The organism is Staphylococcus simulans (genome assembly GCF_047037175.1).
GTDB classification, from domain to species: domain Bacteria; phylum Bacillota; class Bacilli; order Staphylococcales; family Staphylococcaceae; genus Staphylococcus; species Staphylococcus simulans_C.
Map to the genome: position 1 here is coordinate 952,365 of NZ_CP178241.1, position 16,535 is coordinate 968,899.

Annotated in this window: 34 protein-coding genes; 1 reads left to right on the forward strand and 33 read right to left on the reverse strand. The window is 33.8% G+C overall.

What is annotated here, in order from left to right; genetic code table 11:
• From ACFCT9_RS04535 to ACFCT9_RS04685, 31 genes are all read right to left on the reverse strand, one after another.
• Complete coding sequence (locus tag ACFCT9_RS04535; RefSeq protein WP_107593869.1) at positions 1-1,668, reverse strand: terminase TerL endonuclease subunit; 1,668 nt, start codon at positions 1,666-1,668, stop codon at positions 1-3.
• Positions 1,655-2,038 (reverse strand): hypothetical protein, encoded by a 384-nt coding sequence (locus ACFCT9_RS04540; protein WP_057510411.1) that lies wholly within the window; start codon positions 2,036-2,038, stop codon positions 1,655-1,657. Before ACFCT9_RS04540 ends, ACFCT9_RS04535 begins: the two co-directional genes overlap by 14 nt.
• 148 nt (positions 2,039-2,186) lie before the next feature.
• Positions 2,187-2,498, reverse strand: a complete 312-nt coding sequence (locus tag ACFCT9_RS04545) for an HNH endonuclease (RefSeq protein WP_412521246.1) — start codon at positions 2,496-2,498, stop codon at positions 2,187-2,189.
• A gap of 216 nt (positions 2,499-2,714) precedes the next feature.
• Entirely contained in the window at positions 2,715-3,113 is a 399-nt protein-coding gene (locus tag ACFCT9_RS04550; protein WP_262583351.1) for a helix-turn-helix domain-containing protein, read from the reverse strand.
• 182 nt (positions 3,114-3,295) lie between these two features.
• A complete protein-coding gene (locus tag ACFCT9_RS04555; RefSeq protein WP_412521248.1) occupies positions 3,296-3,499 on the reverse strand; it encodes a hypothetical protein in 204 nt (67 codons plus the stop codon).
• 3 nt (positions 3,500-3,502) lie between these two features.
• Positions 3,503-3,940, reverse strand: coding sequence for a hypothetical protein (locus ACFCT9_RS04560; RefSeq protein WP_412521249.1), 438 nt, complete (start codon positions 3,938-3,940; stop codon positions 3,503-3,505).
• Positions 3,940-4,116 carry a transcriptional activator RinB gene (rinB, locus tag ACFCT9_RS04565; RefSeq protein WP_412521251.1) on the reverse strand — a complete coding sequence of 59 codons (177 nt, stop codon included), beginning with the start codon at positions 4,114-4,116 and terminating at the stop codon, positions 3,940-3,942. Before rinB ends, ACFCT9_RS04560 begins: the two co-directional genes overlap by 1 nt.
• A 17-nt stretch (positions 4,117-4,133) precedes the next feature.
• Positions 4,134-4,388 carry a hypothetical protein gene (locus ACFCT9_RS04570; protein ID WP_412521253.1) on the reverse strand — a complete coding sequence of 85 codons (255 nt, stop codon included), beginning with the start codon at positions 4,386-4,388 and terminating at the stop codon, positions 4,134-4,136.
• A gap of 49 nt (positions 4,389-4,437) precedes the next feature.
• Entirely contained in the window at positions 4,438-4,572 is a 135-nt protein-coding gene (locus ACFCT9_RS04575; protein ID WP_412521617.1) for a helix-turn-helix transcriptional regulator, read from the reverse strand.
• A gap of 106 nt (positions 4,573-4,678) precedes the next feature.
• Positions 4,679-5,242, reverse strand: coding sequence for a dUTPase (locus ACFCT9_RS04580; RefSeq protein ID WP_126498119.1), 564 nt, complete (start codon positions 5,240-5,242; stop codon positions 4,679-4,681).
• Complete coding sequence (locus tag ACFCT9_RS04585; RefSeq protein ID WP_412521256.1) at positions 5,235-5,516, reverse strand: hypothetical protein; 282 nt, start codon at positions 5,514-5,516, stop codon at positions 5,235-5,237. Before ACFCT9_RS04585 ends, ACFCT9_RS04580 begins: the two co-directional genes overlap by 8 nt.
• Complete coding sequence (locus ACFCT9_RS04590; protein WP_106421045.1) at positions 5,513-5,773, reverse strand: hypothetical protein; 261 nt, start codon at positions 5,771-5,773, stop codon at positions 5,513-5,515. Before ACFCT9_RS04590 ends, ACFCT9_RS04585 begins: the two co-directional genes overlap by 4 nt.
• 1 nt (position 5,774) lies before the next feature.
• The gene (locus ACFCT9_RS04595) at positions 5,775-5,909 is read right to left on the reverse strand and encodes a hypothetical protein (protein WP_412521258.1); all 135 of its coding nucleotides are present in this window, start codon (positions 5,907-5,909) and stop codon (positions 5,775-5,777) included.
• The gene (locus tag ACFCT9_RS04600) at positions 5,910-6,152 is read right to left on the reverse strand and encodes a hypothetical protein (protein ID WP_412521259.1); all 243 of its coding nucleotides are present in this window, start codon (positions 6,150-6,152) and stop codon (positions 5,910-5,912) included.
• Positions 6,139-6,342 (reverse strand): hypothetical protein, encoded by a 204-nt coding sequence (locus ACFCT9_RS04605; protein WP_412521260.1) that lies wholly within the window; start codon positions 6,340-6,342, stop codon positions 6,139-6,141. Before ACFCT9_RS04605 ends, ACFCT9_RS04600 begins: the two co-directional genes overlap by 14 nt.
• A complete protein-coding gene (locus tag ACFCT9_RS04610) occupies positions 6,342-6,518 on the reverse strand; it encodes a hypothetical protein (RefSeq protein WP_412521261.1) in 177 nt (58 codons plus the stop codon). The genes ACFCT9_RS04605 and ACFCT9_RS04610 overlap by 1 nt, the downstream gene beginning before the upstream one ends.
• Positions 6,519-6,950: a DUF3310 domain-containing protein gene (locus tag ACFCT9_RS04615; protein WP_412521263.1), complete on the reverse strand. Its 432-nt coding sequence runs from the start codon at positions 6,948-6,950 to the stop codon at positions 6,519-6,521.
• Positions 6,951-7,466 (reverse strand): SA1788 family PVL leukocidin-associated protein, encoded by a 516-nt coding sequence (locus ACFCT9_RS04620; RefSeq protein ID WP_412521264.1) that lies wholly within the window; start codon positions 7,464-7,466, stop codon positions 6,951-6,953.
• A gap of 12 nt (positions 7,467-7,478) precedes the next feature.
• Entirely contained in the window at positions 7,479-7,670 is a 192-nt protein-coding gene (locus tag ACFCT9_RS04625) for a hypothetical protein (RefSeq protein WP_412521266.1), read from the reverse strand.
• 472 nt (positions 7,671-8,142) lie between these two features.
• The gene (locus tag ACFCT9_RS04630) at positions 8,143-8,538 is read right to left on the reverse strand and encodes a helix-turn-helix domain-containing protein (protein WP_412521267.1); all 396 of its coding nucleotides are present in this window, start codon (positions 8,536-8,538) and stop codon (positions 8,143-8,145) included.
• On the reverse strand, positions 8,532-8,717 hold the full coding sequence (locus ACFCT9_RS04635; protein WP_412521269.1) for a hypothetical protein: 186 nt from the start codon (positions 8,715-8,717) through the stop codon (positions 8,532-8,534). The genes ACFCT9_RS04630 and ACFCT9_RS04635 overlap by 7 nt, the downstream gene beginning before the upstream one ends.
• Positions 8,714-10,570, reverse strand: coding sequence for a DUF5906 domain-containing protein (locus tag ACFCT9_RS04640; RefSeq protein ID WP_412521271.1), 1,857 nt, complete (start codon positions 10,568-10,570; stop codon positions 8,714-8,716). The genes ACFCT9_RS04635 and ACFCT9_RS04640 overlap by 4 nt, the downstream gene beginning before the upstream one ends.
• A 23-nt stretch (positions 10,571-10,593) precedes the next feature.
• Entirely contained in the window at positions 10,594-12,327 is a 1,734-nt protein-coding gene (locus ACFCT9_RS04645; protein ID WP_412521273.1) for a hypothetical protein, read from the reverse strand.
• A gap of 17 nt (positions 12,328-12,344) precedes the next feature.
• On the reverse strand, positions 12,345-12,980 hold the full coding sequence (locus tag ACFCT9_RS04650; protein ID WP_023015309.1) for a hypothetical protein: 636 nt from the start codon (positions 12,978-12,980) through the stop codon (positions 12,345-12,347).
• 14 nt (positions 12,981-12,994) lie between these two features.
• The gene (locus ACFCT9_RS04655; protein ID WP_412521275.1) at positions 12,995-13,759 is read right to left on the reverse strand and encodes a DUF1351 domain-containing protein; all 765 of its coding nucleotides are present in this window, start codon (positions 13,757-13,759) and stop codon (positions 12,995-12,997) included.
• A gap of 12 nt (positions 13,760-13,771) precedes the next feature.
• Entirely contained in the window at positions 13,772-14,383 is a 612-nt protein-coding gene (locus ACFCT9_RS04660; RefSeq protein WP_412521277.1) for a hypothetical protein, read from the reverse strand.
• Positions 14,384-14,401: 18 nt separating this feature from the next.
• Positions 14,402-14,650 (reverse strand): hypothetical protein, encoded by a 249-nt coding sequence (locus ACFCT9_RS04665; protein WP_412521278.1) that lies wholly within the window; start codon positions 14,648-14,650, stop codon positions 14,402-14,404.
• An 86-nt stretch (positions 14,651-14,736) separates the two neighbouring features.
• Positions 14,737-14,952 carry a hypothetical protein gene (locus ACFCT9_RS04670; RefSeq protein ID WP_107567898.1) on the reverse strand — a complete coding sequence of 72 codons (216 nt, stop codon included), beginning with the start codon at positions 14,950-14,952 and terminating at the stop codon, positions 14,737-14,739.
• Between the two features lie 5 nt (positions 14,953-14,957).
• On the reverse strand, positions 14,958-15,170 hold the full coding sequence (locus ACFCT9_RS04675; protein ID WP_262546334.1) for a hypothetical protein: 213 nt from the start codon (positions 15,168-15,170) through the stop codon (positions 14,958-14,960).
• Positions 15,171-15,183: 13 nt separating this feature from the next.
• The gene (locus tag ACFCT9_RS04680) at positions 15,184-15,555 is read right to left on the reverse strand and encodes a hypothetical protein (RefSeq protein ID WP_412521280.1); all 372 of its coding nucleotides are present in this window, start codon (positions 15,553-15,555) and stop codon (positions 15,184-15,186) included.
• A gap of 13 nt (positions 15,556-15,568) precedes the next feature.
• The gene (locus ACFCT9_RS04685; RefSeq protein WP_412521281.1) at positions 15,569-15,832 is read right to left on the reverse strand and encodes a hypothetical protein; all 264 of its coding nucleotides are present in this window, start codon (positions 15,830-15,832) and stop codon (positions 15,569-15,571) included.
• 57 nt (positions 15,833-15,889) lie between these two features.
• On the opposite strand from ACFCT9_RS04685, the gene ACFCT9_RS04690 reads away from it, so the two are divergent.
• Positions 15,890-16,066, forward strand: coding sequence for a hypothetical protein (locus ACFCT9_RS04690; protein ID WP_158257394.1), 177 nt, complete (start codon positions 15,890-15,892; stop codon positions 16,064-16,066).
• A 16-nt stretch (positions 16,067-16,082) separates the two neighbouring features.
• Here the strand turns inward: ACFCT9_RS04690 and ACFCT9_RS04695 are convergent, their stop codons facing one another.
• Together ACFCT9_RS04695 and ACFCT9_RS04700 are read right to left on the reverse strand one after the other, a co-directional pair.
• Positions 16,083-16,277 carry a hypothetical protein gene (locus ACFCT9_RS04695; RefSeq protein WP_107587057.1) on the reverse strand — a complete coding sequence of 65 codons (195 nt, stop codon included), beginning with the start codon at positions 16,275-16,277 and terminating at the stop codon, positions 16,083-16,085.
• 32 nt (positions 16,278-16,309) lie between these two features.
• Positions 16,310-16,510 carry a hypothetical protein gene (locus tag ACFCT9_RS04700; protein ID WP_412521282.1) on the reverse strand — a complete coding sequence of 67 codons (201 nt, stop codon included), beginning with the start codon at positions 16,508-16,510 and terminating at the stop codon, positions 16,310-16,312.
• Positions 16,511-16,535 lie beyond the last annotated feature (25 nt).

Sequence of the window (16,535 nt, forward strand, 5' to 3'; positions counted from 1 at the left end):
CTAAAAATTAAGTTGATCTAATAAATCAAATGCTTTATCTAAATCGATTTCTTGTATCTCATCCACAGCGTAGAGCGCATGTAAAAAAGCATGGAACCCATCAGTTTTTCGTCTATGTTCATCCTTCTTGATGAATTCTTTGTTACCATCCTTTTTGACGTGAACTGCAACATTATTTGTGTACCAACGCATTAAAGGGTTATCTCCGAATATAATTCTATGATTTGCAAATAATGTTTCAATTCTAGGCGCTAACTTACTATGTACACCTCTTGGATTTCGTAATACTTCAATTTCAAATCCAGCTTCTTCAAATAAAGGACGCATTAAATCCATGCGGAAATTATCTGCAACTACTTTTTGAATAGCGTACTTTTCACGCATTTTTATAAACCAATTTACTATATGCGCAGGGTTAATTGATGGTTCATCCACAATTGTCAAATGACCTCGTCTTTCCCATTCCTTGATTGGAGGCTTCAACTGAGCTTGGTCAAGGTATTCTTTACGTGCAAAAGAATGAGATAGCCAAACAACGTTATCACCTTGTTTGAACAGCAACCCTACAGCCGCAAAATCTTTAATACTAGCATAATCAACACCACCGATTGCAGTTTTATTTTTTAGTGGCGGAATATCACGACTTGTAGCTAAAACATCATCACGTGATGCAACAATTTTACTGGAATCTTCTTCTGGCAAATTCATTCGCTTAGTCATAAAATTTTCGTAACCGCTCGGGCTGTGCTTCAAATCTTTATATTGGTTTAAAACTTTACGATAAAGACGTTTACCATAGTCACTCATAGGTTCTTCGAACATAGGGTTTGCTTTAGACCACTTAGAAGGGTCATCCTTCTCATCTTTATGATCTAACCGACAGATAAATGGAAATAAACGGTCATCAGTCGCTCTTCCTTCTAAAATCTCTTTAGACCGTTCTTTCATTTTGTCTAAGAACCCCTCACGTACAAATCCGTCTGTACCAATAAAAAATTCTCTAGGGTGCTTCACTTTACCTAAGCCACTAGAGAATACATCTACAATATCATTATTTTCATATCTATGAACCTCATCATAAATGATAAAACCTTCACGACCACCGTCTTTACTCCCAGCATTACTTGTTGCATACTCAAACTTACTTTGCGTTTTAGTAGAAGTTATTCTAAGTTTTGTAAGGTCGAATACACCTTCACCTTCTACGTCGTTGATTTTACCTTCATATAATCCATGTTTGATTATCATTCTATGCATTTCTTCAAATGATGTTTTGGCCTGTTTTTCTGTATTGGCTACAACAGTACCATCATAATTATCAATACCATGCAATTCACTAATGAAATATGTCGATAATCCACTTATTAGACCGTTTTTACCAGCACCACGTGCAACAAGCCAAAAGAATTGTTCGAAATAAAGTTCATCTTCCTCATCAAAGAGAAATACAAATGCTATTAAAAATTTCTGAAAGGGTTGCAACTTGAAATAAAACCGTTCAATAAAAGCTATACATAGTTCAATTTGTTCGTTATCAAAGTATAGATCGTTTCTATATAAGATGTTGTTTTCTAGATGGTCAATCAACTTTATTCTATCGTTATTAAGTTTAATTTCTCCATGTTTGTACTTGTCAATATACCATTTGACATGTTTATTTATCTCCATTCAACATACTCCTCAATCCTCCCGTTTCTTTATCCACGACTACGTCGACATCTTCGGGGAGTAATTTTGATAATTGCATAATTATTTTTTGATATGCAGCATCTCTTGAGTTGAATAATTTGGCAATAGGTCGTTCTCGCTCATAAGCTGGCGTGCTTTCAGACTGAGTGAATAATTCATAATCCCCCTTTTCTTGTATGTCGGACCACGCATCATCCAGAAGAATCCGCATACGCGCAGCTTGAACAATAAGACCTTGAGCCACTCGTTTTTTATCTTCAGGGATAGATTTGAAAATTTTATCTAGCCTAACTTTCTCCTTTTTCACACGTGCTTCATGTTGTTTAATTTGCTCTTCGTTGCGTTCCATGTACTTCACCTCTTTCAATTATACCCCCAGGGGGTTATACGTGAGAATTTTACAATAAATCTCGGGAGAAGATTCCCCGCCCCGTTCCCCAGAGTTTTTATTTTTTCAAAAATATTTTGAGGGGGGGTATTATATTTTTTTTTATAATTTACCACCATTCATCGTTTGACCATTTGTTTTTTTCTTTTTTATAAATATTTCTATCATGATGTTTTTCGTGACACTCAAAACAAACTGTTACTAAGTTGTCTATATCTAGTGCTAAATCTGGTCTATCTTTTAACTCTTTTTTGTGATGTACTACAAGACGTGTATCTTTATCGGTCACTACTTTACCTTTTTCTTTACACCATTGGCACTCGTAATTATCTATACACAACCTTTGTTGTCTTAACTTTCGCCACTCCGATGTCTTATAGAATCTTTTCCTATCATCCACATCGCTATACTTTATATCCATACACATCCTACTCCCTACTAATATGTATGTGGTTCATTCTCATTAATAAAAAAAGAAGAGACACAAAGTCTCTCCTTGCAAATTGATAATATAGTATTGATCGTGTCGTAAGCGTAGTTCTTACTTATCGTTATAACTCAATTATAATATTAAAGATGTGTATAACCAAAATCAGTACGATGTGTACGATGTGTACGATGTGTACGATTACCTGAGTTAATGTTGCGCATGATATAGAATGTTAACAATATCCTTAACACGTCTATAAAAAGTATCTCTACTCATATCTAGTATTGCCATAATCCTTTTGTGATTCTCTCTTTGCTTTAACATTTGTAAGATATGATAGTCTTTCTCATTAGTTATATAAGATTCATAAGTATCGATGAACGCTAACTTATCCATAATTAATTGGTTTCGTCTTTTAGCTTTACTTCTGTTTATAACCTTTACTAACACTTTATCACTCGTACCACCTTGTGCTTTAGGCATTGCAGATTGGTAACCATACTGTGAAATAGAAGTGCTGTCATAATCATACACTTGACTATCTATTACATTGCTCATCCATTTATAGCCTTCTATCATTTCGTGTATCTCTTGTTTAGTGTACATCGTATACCCCCTATAGGTATTATTGATTTAATTATACCTTAATTTCCAGAGTTAGTTATCACCCTTCTGCCTTAAAATTGTTATAATCATATCCTTAACTGCCAACTCTTCATTCAACTCTCTATTCGCCATGTAAAGCACAAGAGAGAGGAGAGCGAAGAGAATGGTTAGTGCTATCCACATCATTTGCCATTCCTTTCCTCATTAAATCCTATAGCTAAATTTTCAATTGCCAACACTAAAATAGTACGCCATTGTTCAGATGATAAATTGGTATGCGTATTATTAATTCGGGTTAAATAGTATATTAAGTCATTGGAATTATCATAGGTTACACCATCAATAGCAATACCCAAACCAGATAAACATTCAGTATTTGTTATCACTTGCTACAACTCCTTTACGTAAGTATTAAGTGCCATAACTTTAAAATCATACTTTATTGCTTCTTCACTAGCTTCTCTATGTGTACGATATTCCTTTGCTTTCAAAATATCATCAGTAGTCTGCATTACTTTTTCTATTAGGTTTTCGTTATTTACATACATCTTAAACACTTCTTGGAAATATCTACCATTTTTACTTTTTAATACAAATGACACTTTGATTGGCATTGACCCATTTCCTTCCGAAAATTCTTGGATTATTGATTTATTAAATTTTAAATCATTTAATAAATTATTTTCATCTTTTATTTTCTCTTCTCGATAACGTTGAATTTCTTCTCTAGATTGATTTAATTCTCTATTTGTCTTTATCCATTTATATAATGTGTAGGCCCATGTAAGTATTAAAATGATTACAGATAGCCAATATACTAAACCCATTATTCACTCACCTCTGCTTTTAAATCATTAAGATGTATATGATCGTGTATATCGAAGTCTGCAGGTGCTTCCACATCATCATTCTGTGTTTCGTAAATGATAAGCTGTTCAGTGATGTATTTAGCTGTCTCGTATAGCGTAAGTGTTAAGATTAGTTTGAGTATTGGTTTAATCATTAGTATCACTTCCTGTGTTATTTAAAATGTCTATCTAATCCTTTACTAACGTGTCTTTTCCATTTTCTCTCATCTAAATATTTGCGTTCTTCTTCCATCCTTTTATTAACCTTTTCATTAAATTCTTGATGTCTTCTTTCCATTTGTTCCCACTCTTTATTAAGCTCTCGTTTTTCTTTGATAGCATAGCTGACAATAATTATAAAAATAGATACGGGAAACAAAAGAAATAGTGTTAATGCTATGATTAATATTAATAAAAAATTTTCCATTCTACTCACTCCTCTTCCTGCATTACTTGTTTAGCGTTCATGTTATCTCCTAAAATGTTGTATCGTCATTGAATAAATCTGTGACTGATAACCCTAAACTGTCCGCTAATTTCTTAACTGTTTTTATACTTGGATTTTTATTTCCATTTTCAATATCACTTAAATAAGAACGCGATATTTTGATTTTGTTGCTAGCTCACTTTGGGTGATGTTCATACGCTTTCTAATTTGTTTAATGTTTTGACCAAACTTCATCTTCTACCTCCTAAAAGCAAGGCGGACGAACCGCCTTACACATATCCTTTGTCTTTATCTGCTTTGCCGTCTTGTCTATCGTGATTACGTTGCATTTTCTTTTTGTATGCTTCAATGAGTTCTGGCACAGAATAATATTCTATTGCAATCTTAAATACGAATAATAAACTTACATTTTCGAGTTTTTTCATTATTTGATTCACGCTCAACTTGCTGAATGTATCAATTCTGTTAGGATCTCTTTCTTTAATAAATTTCATTTCTTTAGCTAAATCAATTTCGTCTGCAACAAAGCGATACAAATCACTTTCTTTAGGCATATGTGAAAATTGAGTATTGTCACACCAGTTTCCGTCCAGTAACCAATGTGCTAATGCAAACGCCATCATGTCCGATAATTCATCTAATTGTTCTTCACGTGGTTTACCTTTATTTTTTTTCCAATCTTTGAAAGGTTCAATGGTGTTATACCATTCAAAAAATTCTACAACATATGCATTGTATCTGTTGAGTGAAGTCTTGCTTTCAATGCGATCATCAAATTCCTTTTGTATTTGTAATAACTCTTTTAATTGTTCTACTGTGATTGTGTTAGTCATTGCTTTTATCCCTCCAATATTCACTGGCTATTCTTGATGTCGTAAAACCTAATTGTTCATATGTTTTTTCTTTCTGACTTGCTTTAATTACTTCATCAAACGCACGTGCTTTCTTCAGCGCCTCTACCATTTCTTTAATGCGATCAAACGCCTTTGCCTTTTCCAGCACCTCTACATGTTCTTTGTAAATGTCTTGATGTGCTTGCATGTGTGGGTATTGTTCCGCCAACGCTTTAGCACCTTCTACTTGTTTTTCCATGTATTTGTATCTCATTCCAATTCCTCCTTTTCCGACCACATGTACGTTATACTGCCATCTGGATTGATTTCTCGGAAAGCTTGGCTAACTGATTCTACTCTGAACAAGTCCTTTTTTTGTATGTTTTCAACCTTAGAAATATATCCATATTCGTCAAAATATACATAACTTCCATTGTCACTGTAAAAAGTCACGTCTGTCTTATTTTTGTACCAAGCCCACTGTACAAGTTCTGCAAAGTCCAATATCTTTTTTGTTGTAATTGTGACCATTTTATTCAACCTCTCTTCTGCAATCTTCACAAGTTACTGGATGACCAGGTACTTCCTCATTTTCTTCGATAGTCAATCCGCCACATACTTCACATAAAATACCTTCTACTTGCTTTTCCATGTGTTTATAAGTCATTTATTTGCCCCTCTCTAAATCGTGCAGTAAATTAGCAAATTCACGTGTGCCGTCTAAGTTATCCATATGTTTTAACAATCTTCGCAATTCATTTTTGCCCACCATTGCATTGGCTACTTGGAATAAGTGGTACTGACTATTAGGCTTAATAACCTTTTCAACTTCTTTGTGTGTTTTCACATAGTCTGACAACATCTTTTCTTTCAACACATGCCAAGCTTTTTCATAATCACGTGATTTCATTCCACTTCCTCCTGTTATTCAAATAATCTTCTCTAGCAACGATCGCAGTGATACGTGAAGGGCTTGCATCAATCACAAACCCTTTTACACCTCTGCTTTGTAACTCTTGCTCTAGTAGTGTTAAACTACGTCCTCGTGTGTCTGATTTGAAACGCTGTTTAATTGTGTTTGTAAGTTCTCTGCCAGCCATTACAAAATTCCTTCATCATTGAATTTATGATTTAGTGATTGCCCTTGCTCTAATTGTTCGACAATTCTCTTGATACACAACTTTGCATGCAACTCACGCATGTTGTCCACATATAACTCTCCTGTGCATGTATTCAATTGCGCGTTTGCGTATTTAAACTCCTCTTTTAAGGTCATTTAAAGCCCCTCCTTGAGACGTTGCGCATAATCGATGATTTTATCCAACTCTTTATCTAATGCGTCTTTACGACCCAGCCTTGTGGCGTATTTGATGATGTTAAACTTCATAGACGCAATCCATTCATTTTTGGTAAATTGTTGACGCGTAAATTCAATTACATCTGTTTGACCAGAATAATGCGCAGGAATGTTTTTGCAATCTTCAAAATGTTCATCTTTCTTGAAAGATATTGGCAGTCTGTCAAAGTAATCCACATCTGTTAACTCGAACGGGTCATCGATACCATCTAACTGAACCATTACTGATTGTTTGCCAAGTCTATCGACTTCTCGAATAACAACACCTGCATGACCGTCCTGCACATTCAATCCACGATATTGCCATAAGATAATACGATCATCTCTTGTTAAATCTTTAATCTCATTCATTTAACGCACCACCTTTACCATTAAATCATTTTCACATAGGTGCAAGTACCAAGGATCAGCTTCTACACTCTGCGGTGTACCGTCGTATAACCAAGGACGCTTTTTTCTTTTACGTGCTTCTGCTTGTTCTGCTAACTTCTTTTTCTTTTCTACTTCTTCTATGTTAAATGTCGGTTTGTGTTGTTCAAGATAGTATTCAAAGTCGTCTCCTATGATTTCTTCAAAGCTCTTGCCTTCTTGGTACTTTTTATTGATTTGATATCTTTCAATCTTGATTCTCTGCATTTCATTCAAAGGTACATATAAAGTTACATCCGGAAAATCTCTTCTCCAATAGATAGAACCCCATTTAGTTATATAATCTCTACGTAAGGTAGTTGCTTCTTCCTTACTCCATCCGTGGTTCATACGTTTTTCAACCAGCAATAAATTCAAAGCTTTGCATTTAATCTGACGCATGTCTTCTGGTGTCAACGCTACCGCTTTATTATTTACATAGATTGTATTTCTAGACATTACTCTAACCTCCTACAATAACCGCTCTACATCTGTGACTTCTAAATCATCCATGTAGGCTTCTGGTTCTTCATAAATTTTATTGATCAAACTATTTTCCATAGCTTGTGTATTTTCGTGTTTGTGAAATGTATCTTTGACTTTAGCTGTAAACGTCACTGTGCATTTGAATTGCATTTCTACATCGTCATAGTCGATATTCAATTAATCACCTTCTATTTTTATACATAATTTTCATGTTATTTTGCATATTTATGCGGTTACAAGTTCAATTTTGGTTACGTTTTTAAAATTCAAAATGTAACCGGCTTATCCTTACTCTCTCAAAGGATTTGCCATTCAGGTTATGAGTTACATTACACTTTGCTCATTCTCCTGCAAAATAGCACATTTTGTTTTTCGAGACAGGTTACGTTATATTTTTAAAAGAAACCAATATATATACTACTTTTATAGAAATAAAGTTGAACTTTGTAACCGAAAGCTGAAAACGTAACGGAGAGTAAGGCTCAACCCAGTTACGTTTTAGTTACATTTAGTTACGTTTCTGAAAAAAACGTAACTCAAAACGTTGATTTGACGGGATTTTTGATTTTTTGAAAATCGTCATTTTTGAAAACATGTAACACCGATTAAATTCATTTTTAGGGGAGATAAGTGTTACAGAGTTACAAAACTACACTCTAAATTTCGTCTCTATGAAATGTATATTTTGATGAGATAATTGTATAACTTCTTGTTGCTTGTTCATTTTTGACTTAATTATCAACTCGTTTCTATTGTCCCCGAACTGTATCTTTAAAAAATCATTCCAATCTAACGTATAACCGTAATCAATTCTGTCGTAAGCGTCTTGGAAAATAATGGAAGGTTTCATTCTATACAGTCTTGCTAGTTGATTGATTTTTTCTAAAGGTACTTTTCTTGTTCCTTTTTCATAACCGTGCAAGGCTCCTTTGTGTATTCCTAATGTATTGTTGACGTCGTTCATTGATAAACCCATCATTTCTCTATATCTTCTCAACGTCTGCCCTAAAGCTACGCGATATTCTTTTTCTTCTTTAGTTAACATACTCTCAACTCCTCAATCTCATCTTCCATTGCTTCAATTTTCAATAAAAGCTCACGGTTGTTTTGTTCAAGATAATGAATATACTCAGCCGAATCTTTAATCAGATCGTCTTTCATCTCGTCGCCGAAGTGATTTTCAAATCTCCATTTTGTATCGTAATAGCGTTCTTCTTGAGTCACGATTGCACCTCCTCATCATTTTTGTCTATTTCTACATAAACCCTTTGTGTTGTGCCGTTGATTTTTTTACCTTTAACAACAAGTCCGTAATTTTTTTCTATGGTGTCTTTGACCTGCTTTTTAGATTGTGCGTTTAAATCATTCTCTTCTGCCCATGCTTCGTATTCGTCATAAATCTGCTTAGGTTTCATGTGAAGGAAATCGTTGCGTTCGAAATCTTGAAGATATAATAAGAAGTTATTATTTTCTTCATGATATTGATCGTTGAACTTCTCAACGACTTTAGATGTTGTAAACCTTTCATTTTCATACAATCTCTTATAAGCTTCGATAATTAACCTAATCCAATACTCTAGTGCTTTTTGAGTAGTCAGTTTCTGAATAAAGTTCTTTTCTTTTTTAGCGGGTTTAGTATAAATAGGTAGCCACATGACACGACGTTTATATGAATCGCCTTTTTCCCAAGATTTTAAAATATGGTTACTGGTAAATATCAGGCTCAACGTCATTTCAACTTCTGTTGCTTGTTGAAACAATTGACGTGTACTTACAAAGTCGCAAGTGCTTATGTTTTTTAAAGCCTTCATTTGCTTGTTATTGATAGGTTCATCTTGAATATCATCGCCAAGATTGGCTAATTTACCTTGCATTGTGACAAAATAACGTTCATCGGCCATATCTCCGATAGATAAACCGCTGCAGTTTTTACGATTCAATATTGCTCTTATAATGGTTAATAAAGTTCCTTTACCGTTTCCACCGTCGCCGACAAATATGAAGAATTTTGCTAACATACGTTTGAACTCTTTATTGATAATCAATGTGTGTGCTAAAACTTCTAAAATCAGCTTCTTATATTCTTCATCATTGTTGCTCAAATGGTTTAAGTAATCGTCTACGACTTTTACCGGTTCAGCGTCATAGTGATAATCAATATCTATGTGGTAAGGTGTAAACGTCTTACTTTCCATTTCGTAAAAATTACCTTCGTGAAGATAGCCGTTATTAAAGTGAATTTCAAAAGATTCATCGTCATCTAGTGTTATGATAGGAGCTATGAGCAGAAGCTGTTTGTAGACTTCTTCAACATTTCTACTGTCTTTCTGATCTAAAAATTGGTGTATTTTTCGTTTTAACATGTTTTCATCATTAATAAATTTACCTTCATCATCTCTAAAGAATAGAACGTTGTTGTAAAATCTTACGTAGTATTGATTGACTAAAGATTTAGCGATAGTATCAAAGCTCATGTCTTTAGTGTCTATCGCTTCGTCTCTTGCAATAGTACTTATTTCATCGTTAGGAAGCTTGTCAGCGAACACAAACTCATTTATGAAGTTCAGTATCTTTACAGTATCTTTGAGCGAATAGATAGCCATTTTGTGCTTATATAACGCATCGTTTCTACCATCTGATTCACCCATGCCTAACAAGTTGTTTTTAATCTTCCTGTTCACTTGAAAGATTTCAGGTAAGTTCTCTCTGACACCTTCGTTGTCGATTTGTCTTAAAATTCCGTTACGTTTGACTGTTACTGATTTTGTGTTTTTAATGTGTTTGTATTCGATAGGAAAACCTAAAGCACTTATTCCGTTAGCGCCTTTGAAGTTTTCAGGTTTTTTAAAATAAAAATGTACACCTCTGTCTGTCCAGACTGTTTGTGTTTCTATATTGAAGAATTGAATAATAGCGTGAATAACCTCTTTCGGCACATCATCTATATCAATTACTAAATCTTTATCAGTAAGTTTGATACCGCAATCCTCAAAACTATCTGATGTTTCCGATTCGTCAGCATTCTTGCCTGCATGTTTCTTGCCTTTTTCGTATTCAACAAAGGTCAAATTGTTCACCTCTTTCTAATCTAACCTTTGGTTTAACTTGACCAAGCGTTCCAACCTTTTGTTAATTTATCTATGATAATCTCTAAATAATGGTTCAAATCGATATTTCTTTTGAACTCGTCGATATCAAGTTTTGATAAATCGTCATTGAACACCCACATGTTTTGAGGTGTGTTTGGAAATTTTGTAATACCTCCGTCAAGTCTGCGTTTAACCAATGTTACACTTTCTTTTTTTGTGGGAAAAATTCTATTAATACGCTGGTACTCTTTATCATATTGATCAAATGTTCCTGCAAATTTACGTGATGATTGTAAGATATATTGATATAAAATAGGATTGTCTAAGTTTTCAATTAGTGTTTTTTTAGGGTCTTTCTTGAATAATAAATAGTCTGTAATTGCTATATCTATAATTCTAGCTGTGTTGGCTTTAAACCAATTGTTATCGTGATAGTTATTCACGTCTCCGCCTTTAGTTTTAATAACTCCTGACGGTTCTAAGGCTACATAGTTATTCACATCTTTTTGTATAAAGTGGGTAAATTCATCTTCTTCAAGTGTTAATTTGAAATCTTGTTCCCATTCTCGCCAAACGTCTTTGTATTCTTCACTGTCAGTAATAAACGCAACACCGTCAGTGTTGATATTGATAATCTCACAAGACTTGGACAATCGTTTGCACAAATCATACAGTGCAATTTGACCGTAGAAACACACTGATTTTTGTTTGTTAGGATCGTATAAAAGTGAATACTGATTGTTTAAATTTCCATACACACTGTTTAAAACAAGTTTCAAGGCGTCTGATAGGGTTTTATCTTTATGTTTCACTTCTTTACGCTCTTGTAAAATGTCTTTATAAATCTTAGTAGCACTTTCTAGACCGTTGATATTGATTAATATTGAAGGGTACATCGAAGTTACGTCTAAAAGTTTTACATTCTTTACATCTTGTTTAGTCTTATTGACTCCATGGAGTCCTCCAAATCCAAACTCAATATTGCAACCGAACTCGTCGATTGTTACAGCTCCTTTGTTTTTGTTCAACCATAATTCTTGAACCTTTTCAGGTACTAAAGACAACATTTCTAGATTTTTTTCATGGTTTAACTTATTTACATCTTTGTGCAAACGGATACTTGACCATTTGTGCAAAGGTCTGTCTGTAAGCACATTTGCGCTTATAGTTGTAGTATTCCATCTATCTGCTTTAGGGTTGTTCAATCTATCTACTAGTGACCATTTAGGCATGAAGTATGATTTTCTTCTTCTTTTGTAAATGTCTATAGTTACATCAACGTCATATCTACAATAATCAATCGCTTCTTTAAGTTCTCCAGGTGTCAAAGCTCTATCGATTGTAAAGTCAACACTTGATTCTAAAATCATCTTACCGGCGTTGCCTTCGACTCTTTTAAGTGAAGGTTTACTAACATCGATTTGTTGGAACGTATCAAGTGTTCGAGGTAATAGATTGTTACGATAAGCGTGTCTTTTACCACTAATGATTTCATCATTTATCTGTTTAATTTTTTCAGGAGTATAACCGTTTAACATATTGCTTAGAATTTTGTCATCGTAGAAATGGTTGTTATAGCCGACTAAGATTTTATTTTTTATTAATTCTGCTATGCCGTTAAAGTCATTGTGAAACAAACCTACTTCTTTTTTATTAATGTCCTTAAACACAACAAAAGTGTTGTGTTTAAAGACTTCAATATCATAAAACAATAAATCTTCATCTTTAACTGCTGCTGATTCCATTCAAATCACCTGTTCTATTATTTATTCCATTTTGGTTTTTTAATCTCTGCGTACGCATGTTTACCGAATGCTACTTTGACTTCTACCATAATGTCGTTGCCTACAATTTCTTCAGCATTATCGATAGTCACGCCAAATTTATCTTCAAATTTACTGTATTGAGCATTTTGTTTATTAGGATTTACAAACCATTGACCTAAGCTTTCTTTGTAGTCTGAATACATCATTTTAGATTCGTACGTTTTTCCTTCATGTTTAAATCTGATTCGAATCCCTTTACCGTCATCTTTAACCTCTTCAATAGTTGTTTGGAAGATGTCTCCTTCCATGTCTTTATTTAGTTTTTCGACTACATCTACTTCCCATAAAGAACAGAAGCGATCGTATACGTAAATATCATGTTCTTGACCTACTGCTTTGTTCAAATCTTCGAAAGTTACGCCGAAATAATCTTGAGCATGTTTTTCAGCGCGTTCTGCTTGTTCAGCGTCTTCGACCATTTTTTTAGCGTCTTTATCGAACTTTTTACTAAACAACTTAACTTGTAGAATTTGACCTTGCTCTTTGTCTAAGAATGTTAATGTTGCTACACCTTCGTTATATTCAACTTCTTCTAATGGTAATGAATGTCTTACTTCAGTATTGTTTGTCATAATTAAAAACTCCTTTAATATTTTTTATATTTAAATTCAATATTATTTTGCTCTAAAAGTAACTTAACAATTTGAGCGTCTTTATCGTCTTCGATTGTAAAAACGTGATGTGATTTTACTTCATCTTTCTTTGTTTCAAGTTCAGATAGTTTCTTTTCTCTTTCTTTGCGCTTATTGACGATTTCAAAAGACATCGATAAATCTTGAGTATCTTGGTAAGCTATGATTAAATCTTCATAATCATCAGATTTGCGAATAATATCTATGTTTCTTTTGTTCTTTTCTAGCCAATCGACTAAGTCTTTTTCGACTTTTGTCATAGAGTATGATTTGTTTAAATGTTGTGGTTTTATGAAGTCAGCAAACCCTAACAGTTTTTCAAAATCATAATGTTGAATTCTTTTGTCGAAAATCTGAGCGATAGCTTTTTTCTTATCTTCTCGTTCTTTTTCTACTAACTCACGCTCTTGTTTTCTGACATGGTTAACAGCTTCATCGATGATTTGCTTAATTGTTTTAACCTGCGATTCAAAGTTAGTATATGGTTGCAAGATTGTTTTTTTGACATCTTTTCTAGCGTCTTCAATCTCTTTCACACGTTTATTCATCTGAGCCATTAAGTCTTTAGCTTCTTTAATATTGTCTTCATTAACTTCAACGTCTTTAACATGCTCAGCTAAGTTTTGAGCTTGGCTTAGTAATTCGTCATATTCTTCAAATGCAACACTCCCTTGAGTTGTAGTAATGTTGAACTCATGATGTTTTGTTAAATCGTTCATGTGATCACTCCTTTAATAAAATCTTTCAGATTTGTGTAATTCTATTAACTCTGAACCTCTGTCTCGTCGATTGAGATAATAGAATGTTTTACAATCTTTAGTGCTCAAATGCCGTAGCCCTGAAGCGTAAGGGTCATATCCGTAAGTTTTAACTTTACCTCTCGCTTTTTCTAGCTTAATTTCGTCGTAATTAGATTCTAAAAATAGAAAATCATATTTTTTCTTTGGTGCGTTATCCAATGAGTTCGTATCTGTCGCGTAAATGATTTCGCAGTTGTCAAAAGACCAAACATAACCGTAGGTCAAGACGTCGTGACTGCATTCAAAAGCTTCAAATACATAATCTTTAAGTTCCAATGGATAACCTACATTGATGATGTGATCTACGCCGAACACTTGAGCGACCTCATAATTACCTACGATGTTAATATGTGGGAATTCTTGTTTGATTCTTTTTAATGTCGAAGGTTTAATATGGTCAGAATGTATGTGTGTGAGTAACAAAACTTTCACATCATACAAATAATCTTTAAGTTTACTAAACGCAATACCGCAATCTACCAGTACGTCATTGATTAGAATAGCATTGCCTTTAGAACCTGATGCTATGATTCGATAGTTCAATCTCTACATCCTCCTGTTTTAAATATTCCAGATGTCATCGGTGGTTTTAATTTCACCGGCCAATATTTGCTCTATAGTTTCAATGCAGTGTTTCTGGTATTCTGCGCTGTTATCAGTCCCTACAATCACATGTTGGACGTCTAAGTCTTTTCTGTATGTTAGTACTAGTGTTTGCTTTTTATCATAATTAGAGTATTCGATCGTACCTTGTACATCGGACTCATCTAACATGTCGATGAATTCATGTGAATATTTTTTAAGGTTCATGTAGTACCTCCTGTAAAAATTTGTTATGATGAAAGTGACTCATTTCATCTCTGACTGTTAGCAATTGCCGTTGCTAGCAGTCTTTTTTAATACTTAATCGTAAATAACGTAATATATTCTTCGCCGTCATCGACTGCTTCCTCTGTTTCATCTTCTTCGAAGTACCAGACATCAAAGAACAGAAAAACTGCTAACGATAAAAGCAATGACCACGCTGCGGATATGATGAAATCTTGTGTGATAAGTGTCAGTGTGAATGTGCTTGCAAAGCAGAATGCGTATGCGATCCAGAATGATTTCATTTATATTACCTCAATTCTGTTTCTTTGATTAAAATTTTCTCTCTAATAAATTTGATTGCAGGAACAATGTCGATATATCGTTTGTGATTCTTGCCGAAACGATACATACATTGTTGTTGAAAATCTGTGTTTGAGTACACATGTTTTTCTAAATCGTCTTTAGAAACACCGCTTATTTGTACAAACGTTTTGGCATCTGCAAAGCCGATATATTCCATAATGGTCTCCTCCTTAATCGTAATAACTGTTTAACATACGAACGATATCTTTTTGTTCTTCAATGCTGATATGGTTATCCTCAAAAAATTTCAAAACTTGAATCATACGTGCTGGGATTCGCAAAGCACGAACTGGAGATTCAATTAGTGGTTTAAGATCGATACGATTATTTTCTGTATCTTTTGAATCTTGATTTAGTGGTACCTCTGACTCCTTGAAACTTCCTATAATCTCATCTGCTTGGATACCGTCAGAAGTAATAGCCGAATCTCCTCCATAAAACTTCACTTCTTTACCTGTTGCATCTAATACAACGCTGCCATTGCTATCGATAATCTTCATACCTTCATTACTCAATTCGATTCTTGCTTTGCTTTTTTTCATTTTTTATTTCCTCCTAAAATTGTTCTCTGCTTGGGCTTGTAAACCCAGTTCTTTCAATTGCTGGTAACTTGTCTTCATTAACTAAGTGTTTGACTGAAAAATCATAACCATCTACAAATTCGCTGTGTGTTTCCCAACTAAAATCAACTTCACTTATTGTTTGAATCTTTTTACCTTTATAAATGATTACTGGTGGTGCGTTGACATTCTCTACTTTGATCACTAATAAATGTTTTCTGGTTAATTTGGTAATGAGTTTTTTTATTTTGTTTATCATTGTGATAAGCCCTTTCGTGTATAATGTTGTTATCTCCTAATGAAAGGAGGTGAGATTATGAATAAAAATTATATTTTAGAAATTCTCAAAGACAATTCTATTGATGATGAGAATTTAGCCAATGCTCTTTCTGAAATCTTCACTCATTTGGCACATGACAGAAATTTTTCAAAAGAGGTTGGCGAGCAGTTTATCAAGGAGCTAAAGATTGATAATGAGACTCGCTTGATGTAATCTCCATGGGCGCTTTTTAGCGCTCTATTTTTTGTGATAAAGCACGTTTGATAACATAGTTTTCAACGAGTTGACATCCTACACTTCCTGGGTATATATCAGTATCTGCAATTAGCTTTCTTCTTACTTCTTCATACGTTTCACTCTCAGCCGCAGCGTCATCAATTGCCTTTTCAATAATTTCAGCGACTCTTTTTTTAATATCTTTCATTTGCTTTCCTCCTGTTAACTTGTTTGATATATTTAATTTTCTCGGCCTCTTGTTAAATCAAGGGGTCTTTTTCCTTTTGAAATTTCAGTATTCTTAATGTGTTTTAATAATTTGGTATCAATTAAATCGAATACATTTCTGACTTGTTCGTAAGATAAACTGTATTCATGAATTAATTGATATACTTTACGTTCAAATGCAGCTTCTTCAAGGCTTAGTTTTGAGTCTTCCATTTCTCTTCACCTCCTTTAATTCCGC

Coding starts and splice junctions, on each gene's coding strand:
- ACFCT9_RS04535 (WP_107593869.1), bottom strand. CDS start 1,668: ATGGAGATAAATAAACATGTCAAATGGTATATTGACAAGTACAAACAT.
- ACFCT9_RS04540 (WP_057510411.1), bottom strand. CDS start 2,038: ATGGAACGCAACGAAGAGCAAATTAAACAACATGAAGCACGTGTGAAA.
- ACFCT9_RS04545 (WP_412521246.1), bottom strand. CDS start 2,498: ATGGATATAAAGTATAGCGATGTGGATGATAGGAAAAGATTCTATAAG.
- ACFCT9_RS04550 (WP_262583351.1), bottom strand. CDS start 3,113: ATGTACACTAAACAAGAGATACACGAAATGATAGAAGGCTATAAATGG.
- ACFCT9_RS04560 (WP_412521249.1), bottom strand. CDS start 3,940: ATGGGTTTAGTATATTGGCTATCTGTAATCATTTTAATACTTACATGG.
- rinB (WP_412521251.1), bottom strand. CDS start 4,116: ATGATTAAACCAATACTCAAACTAATCTTAACACTTACGCTATACGAG.
- ACFCT9_RS04570 (WP_412521253.1), bottom strand. CDS start 4,388: ATGGAAAATTTTTTATTAATATTAATCATAGCATTAACACTATTTCTT.
- ACFCT9_RS04580 (WP_126498119.1), bottom strand. CDS start 5,242: ATGACTAACACAATCACAGTAGAACAATTAAAAGAGTTATTACAAATA.
- ACFCT9_RS04585 (WP_412521256.1), bottom strand. CDS start 5,516: ATGAGATACAAATACATGGAAAAACAAGTAGAAGGTGCTAAAGCGTTG.
- ACFCT9_RS04590 (WP_106421045.1), bottom strand. CDS start 5,773: ATGGTCACAATTACAACAAAAAAGATATTGGACTTTGCAGAACTTGTA.
- ACFCT9_RS04595 (WP_412521258.1), bottom strand. CDS start 5,909: ATGACTTATAAACACATGGAAAAGCAAGTAGAAGGTATTTTATGTGAA.
- ACFCT9_RS04600 (WP_412521259.1), bottom strand. CDS start 6,152: ATGAAATCACGTGATTATGAAAAAGCTTGGCATGTGTTGAAAGAAAAG.
- ACFCT9_RS04605 (WP_412521260.1), bottom strand. CDS start 6,342: ATGGCTGGCAGAGAACTTACAAACACAATTAAACAGCGTTTCAAATCA.
- ACFCT9_RS04610 (WP_412521261.1), bottom strand. CDS start 6,518: ATGACCTTAAAAGAGGAGTTTAAATACGCAAACGCGCAATTGAATACA.
- ACFCT9_RS04615 (WP_412521263.1), bottom strand. CDS start 6,950: ATGAATGAGATTAAAGATTTAACAAGAGATGATCGTATTATCTTATGG.
- ACFCT9_RS04620 (WP_412521264.1), bottom strand. CDS start 7,466: ATGTCTAGAAATACAATCTATGTAAATAATAAAGCGGTAGCGTTGACA.
- ACFCT9_RS04630 (WP_412521267.1), bottom strand. CDS start 8,538: ATGTTAACTAAAGAAGAAAAAGAATATCGCGTAGCTTTAGGGCAGACG.
- ACFCT9_RS04645 (WP_412521273.1), bottom strand. CDS start 12,327: ATGGAATCAGCAGCAGTTAAAGATGAAGATTTATTGTTTTATGATATT.
- ACFCT9_RS04650 (WP_023015309.1), bottom strand. CDS start 12,980: ATGACAAACAATACTGAAGTAAGACATTCATTACCATTAGAAGAAGTT.
- ACFCT9_RS04655 (WP_412521275.1), bottom strand. CDS start 13,759: ATGAACGATTTAACAAAACATCATGAGTTCAACATTACTACAACTCAA.
- ACFCT9_RS04665 (WP_412521278.1), bottom strand. CDS start 14,650: ATGAACCTTAAAAAATATTCACATGAATTCATCGACATGTTAGATGAG.
- ACFCT9_RS04670 (WP_107567898.1), bottom strand. CDS start 14,952: ATGAAATCATTCTGGATCGCATACGCATTCTGCTTTGCAAGCACATTC.
- ACFCT9_RS04675 (WP_262546334.1), bottom strand. CDS start 15,170: ATGGAATATATCGGCTTTGCAGATGCCAAAACGTTTGTACAAATAAGC.
- ACFCT9_RS04680 (WP_412521280.1), bottom strand. CDS start 15,555: ATGAAAAAAAGCAAAGCAAGAATCGAATTGAGTAATGAAGGTATGAAG.
- ACFCT9_RS04685 (WP_412521281.1), bottom strand. CDS start 15,832: ATGATAAACAAAATAAAAAAACTCATTACCAAATTAACCAGAAAACAT.
- ACFCT9_RS04690 (WP_158257394.1), top strand. CDS start 15,890: ATGAATAAAAATTATATTTTAGAAATTCTCAAAGACAATTCTATTGAT.
- ACFCT9_RS04695 (WP_107587057.1), bottom strand. CDS start 16,277: ATGAAAGATATTAAAAAAAGAGTCGCTGAAATTATTGAAAAGGCAATT.
- ACFCT9_RS04700 (WP_412521282.1), bottom strand. CDS start 16,510: ATGGAAGACTCAAAACTAAGCCTTGAAGAAGCTGCATTTGAACGTAAA.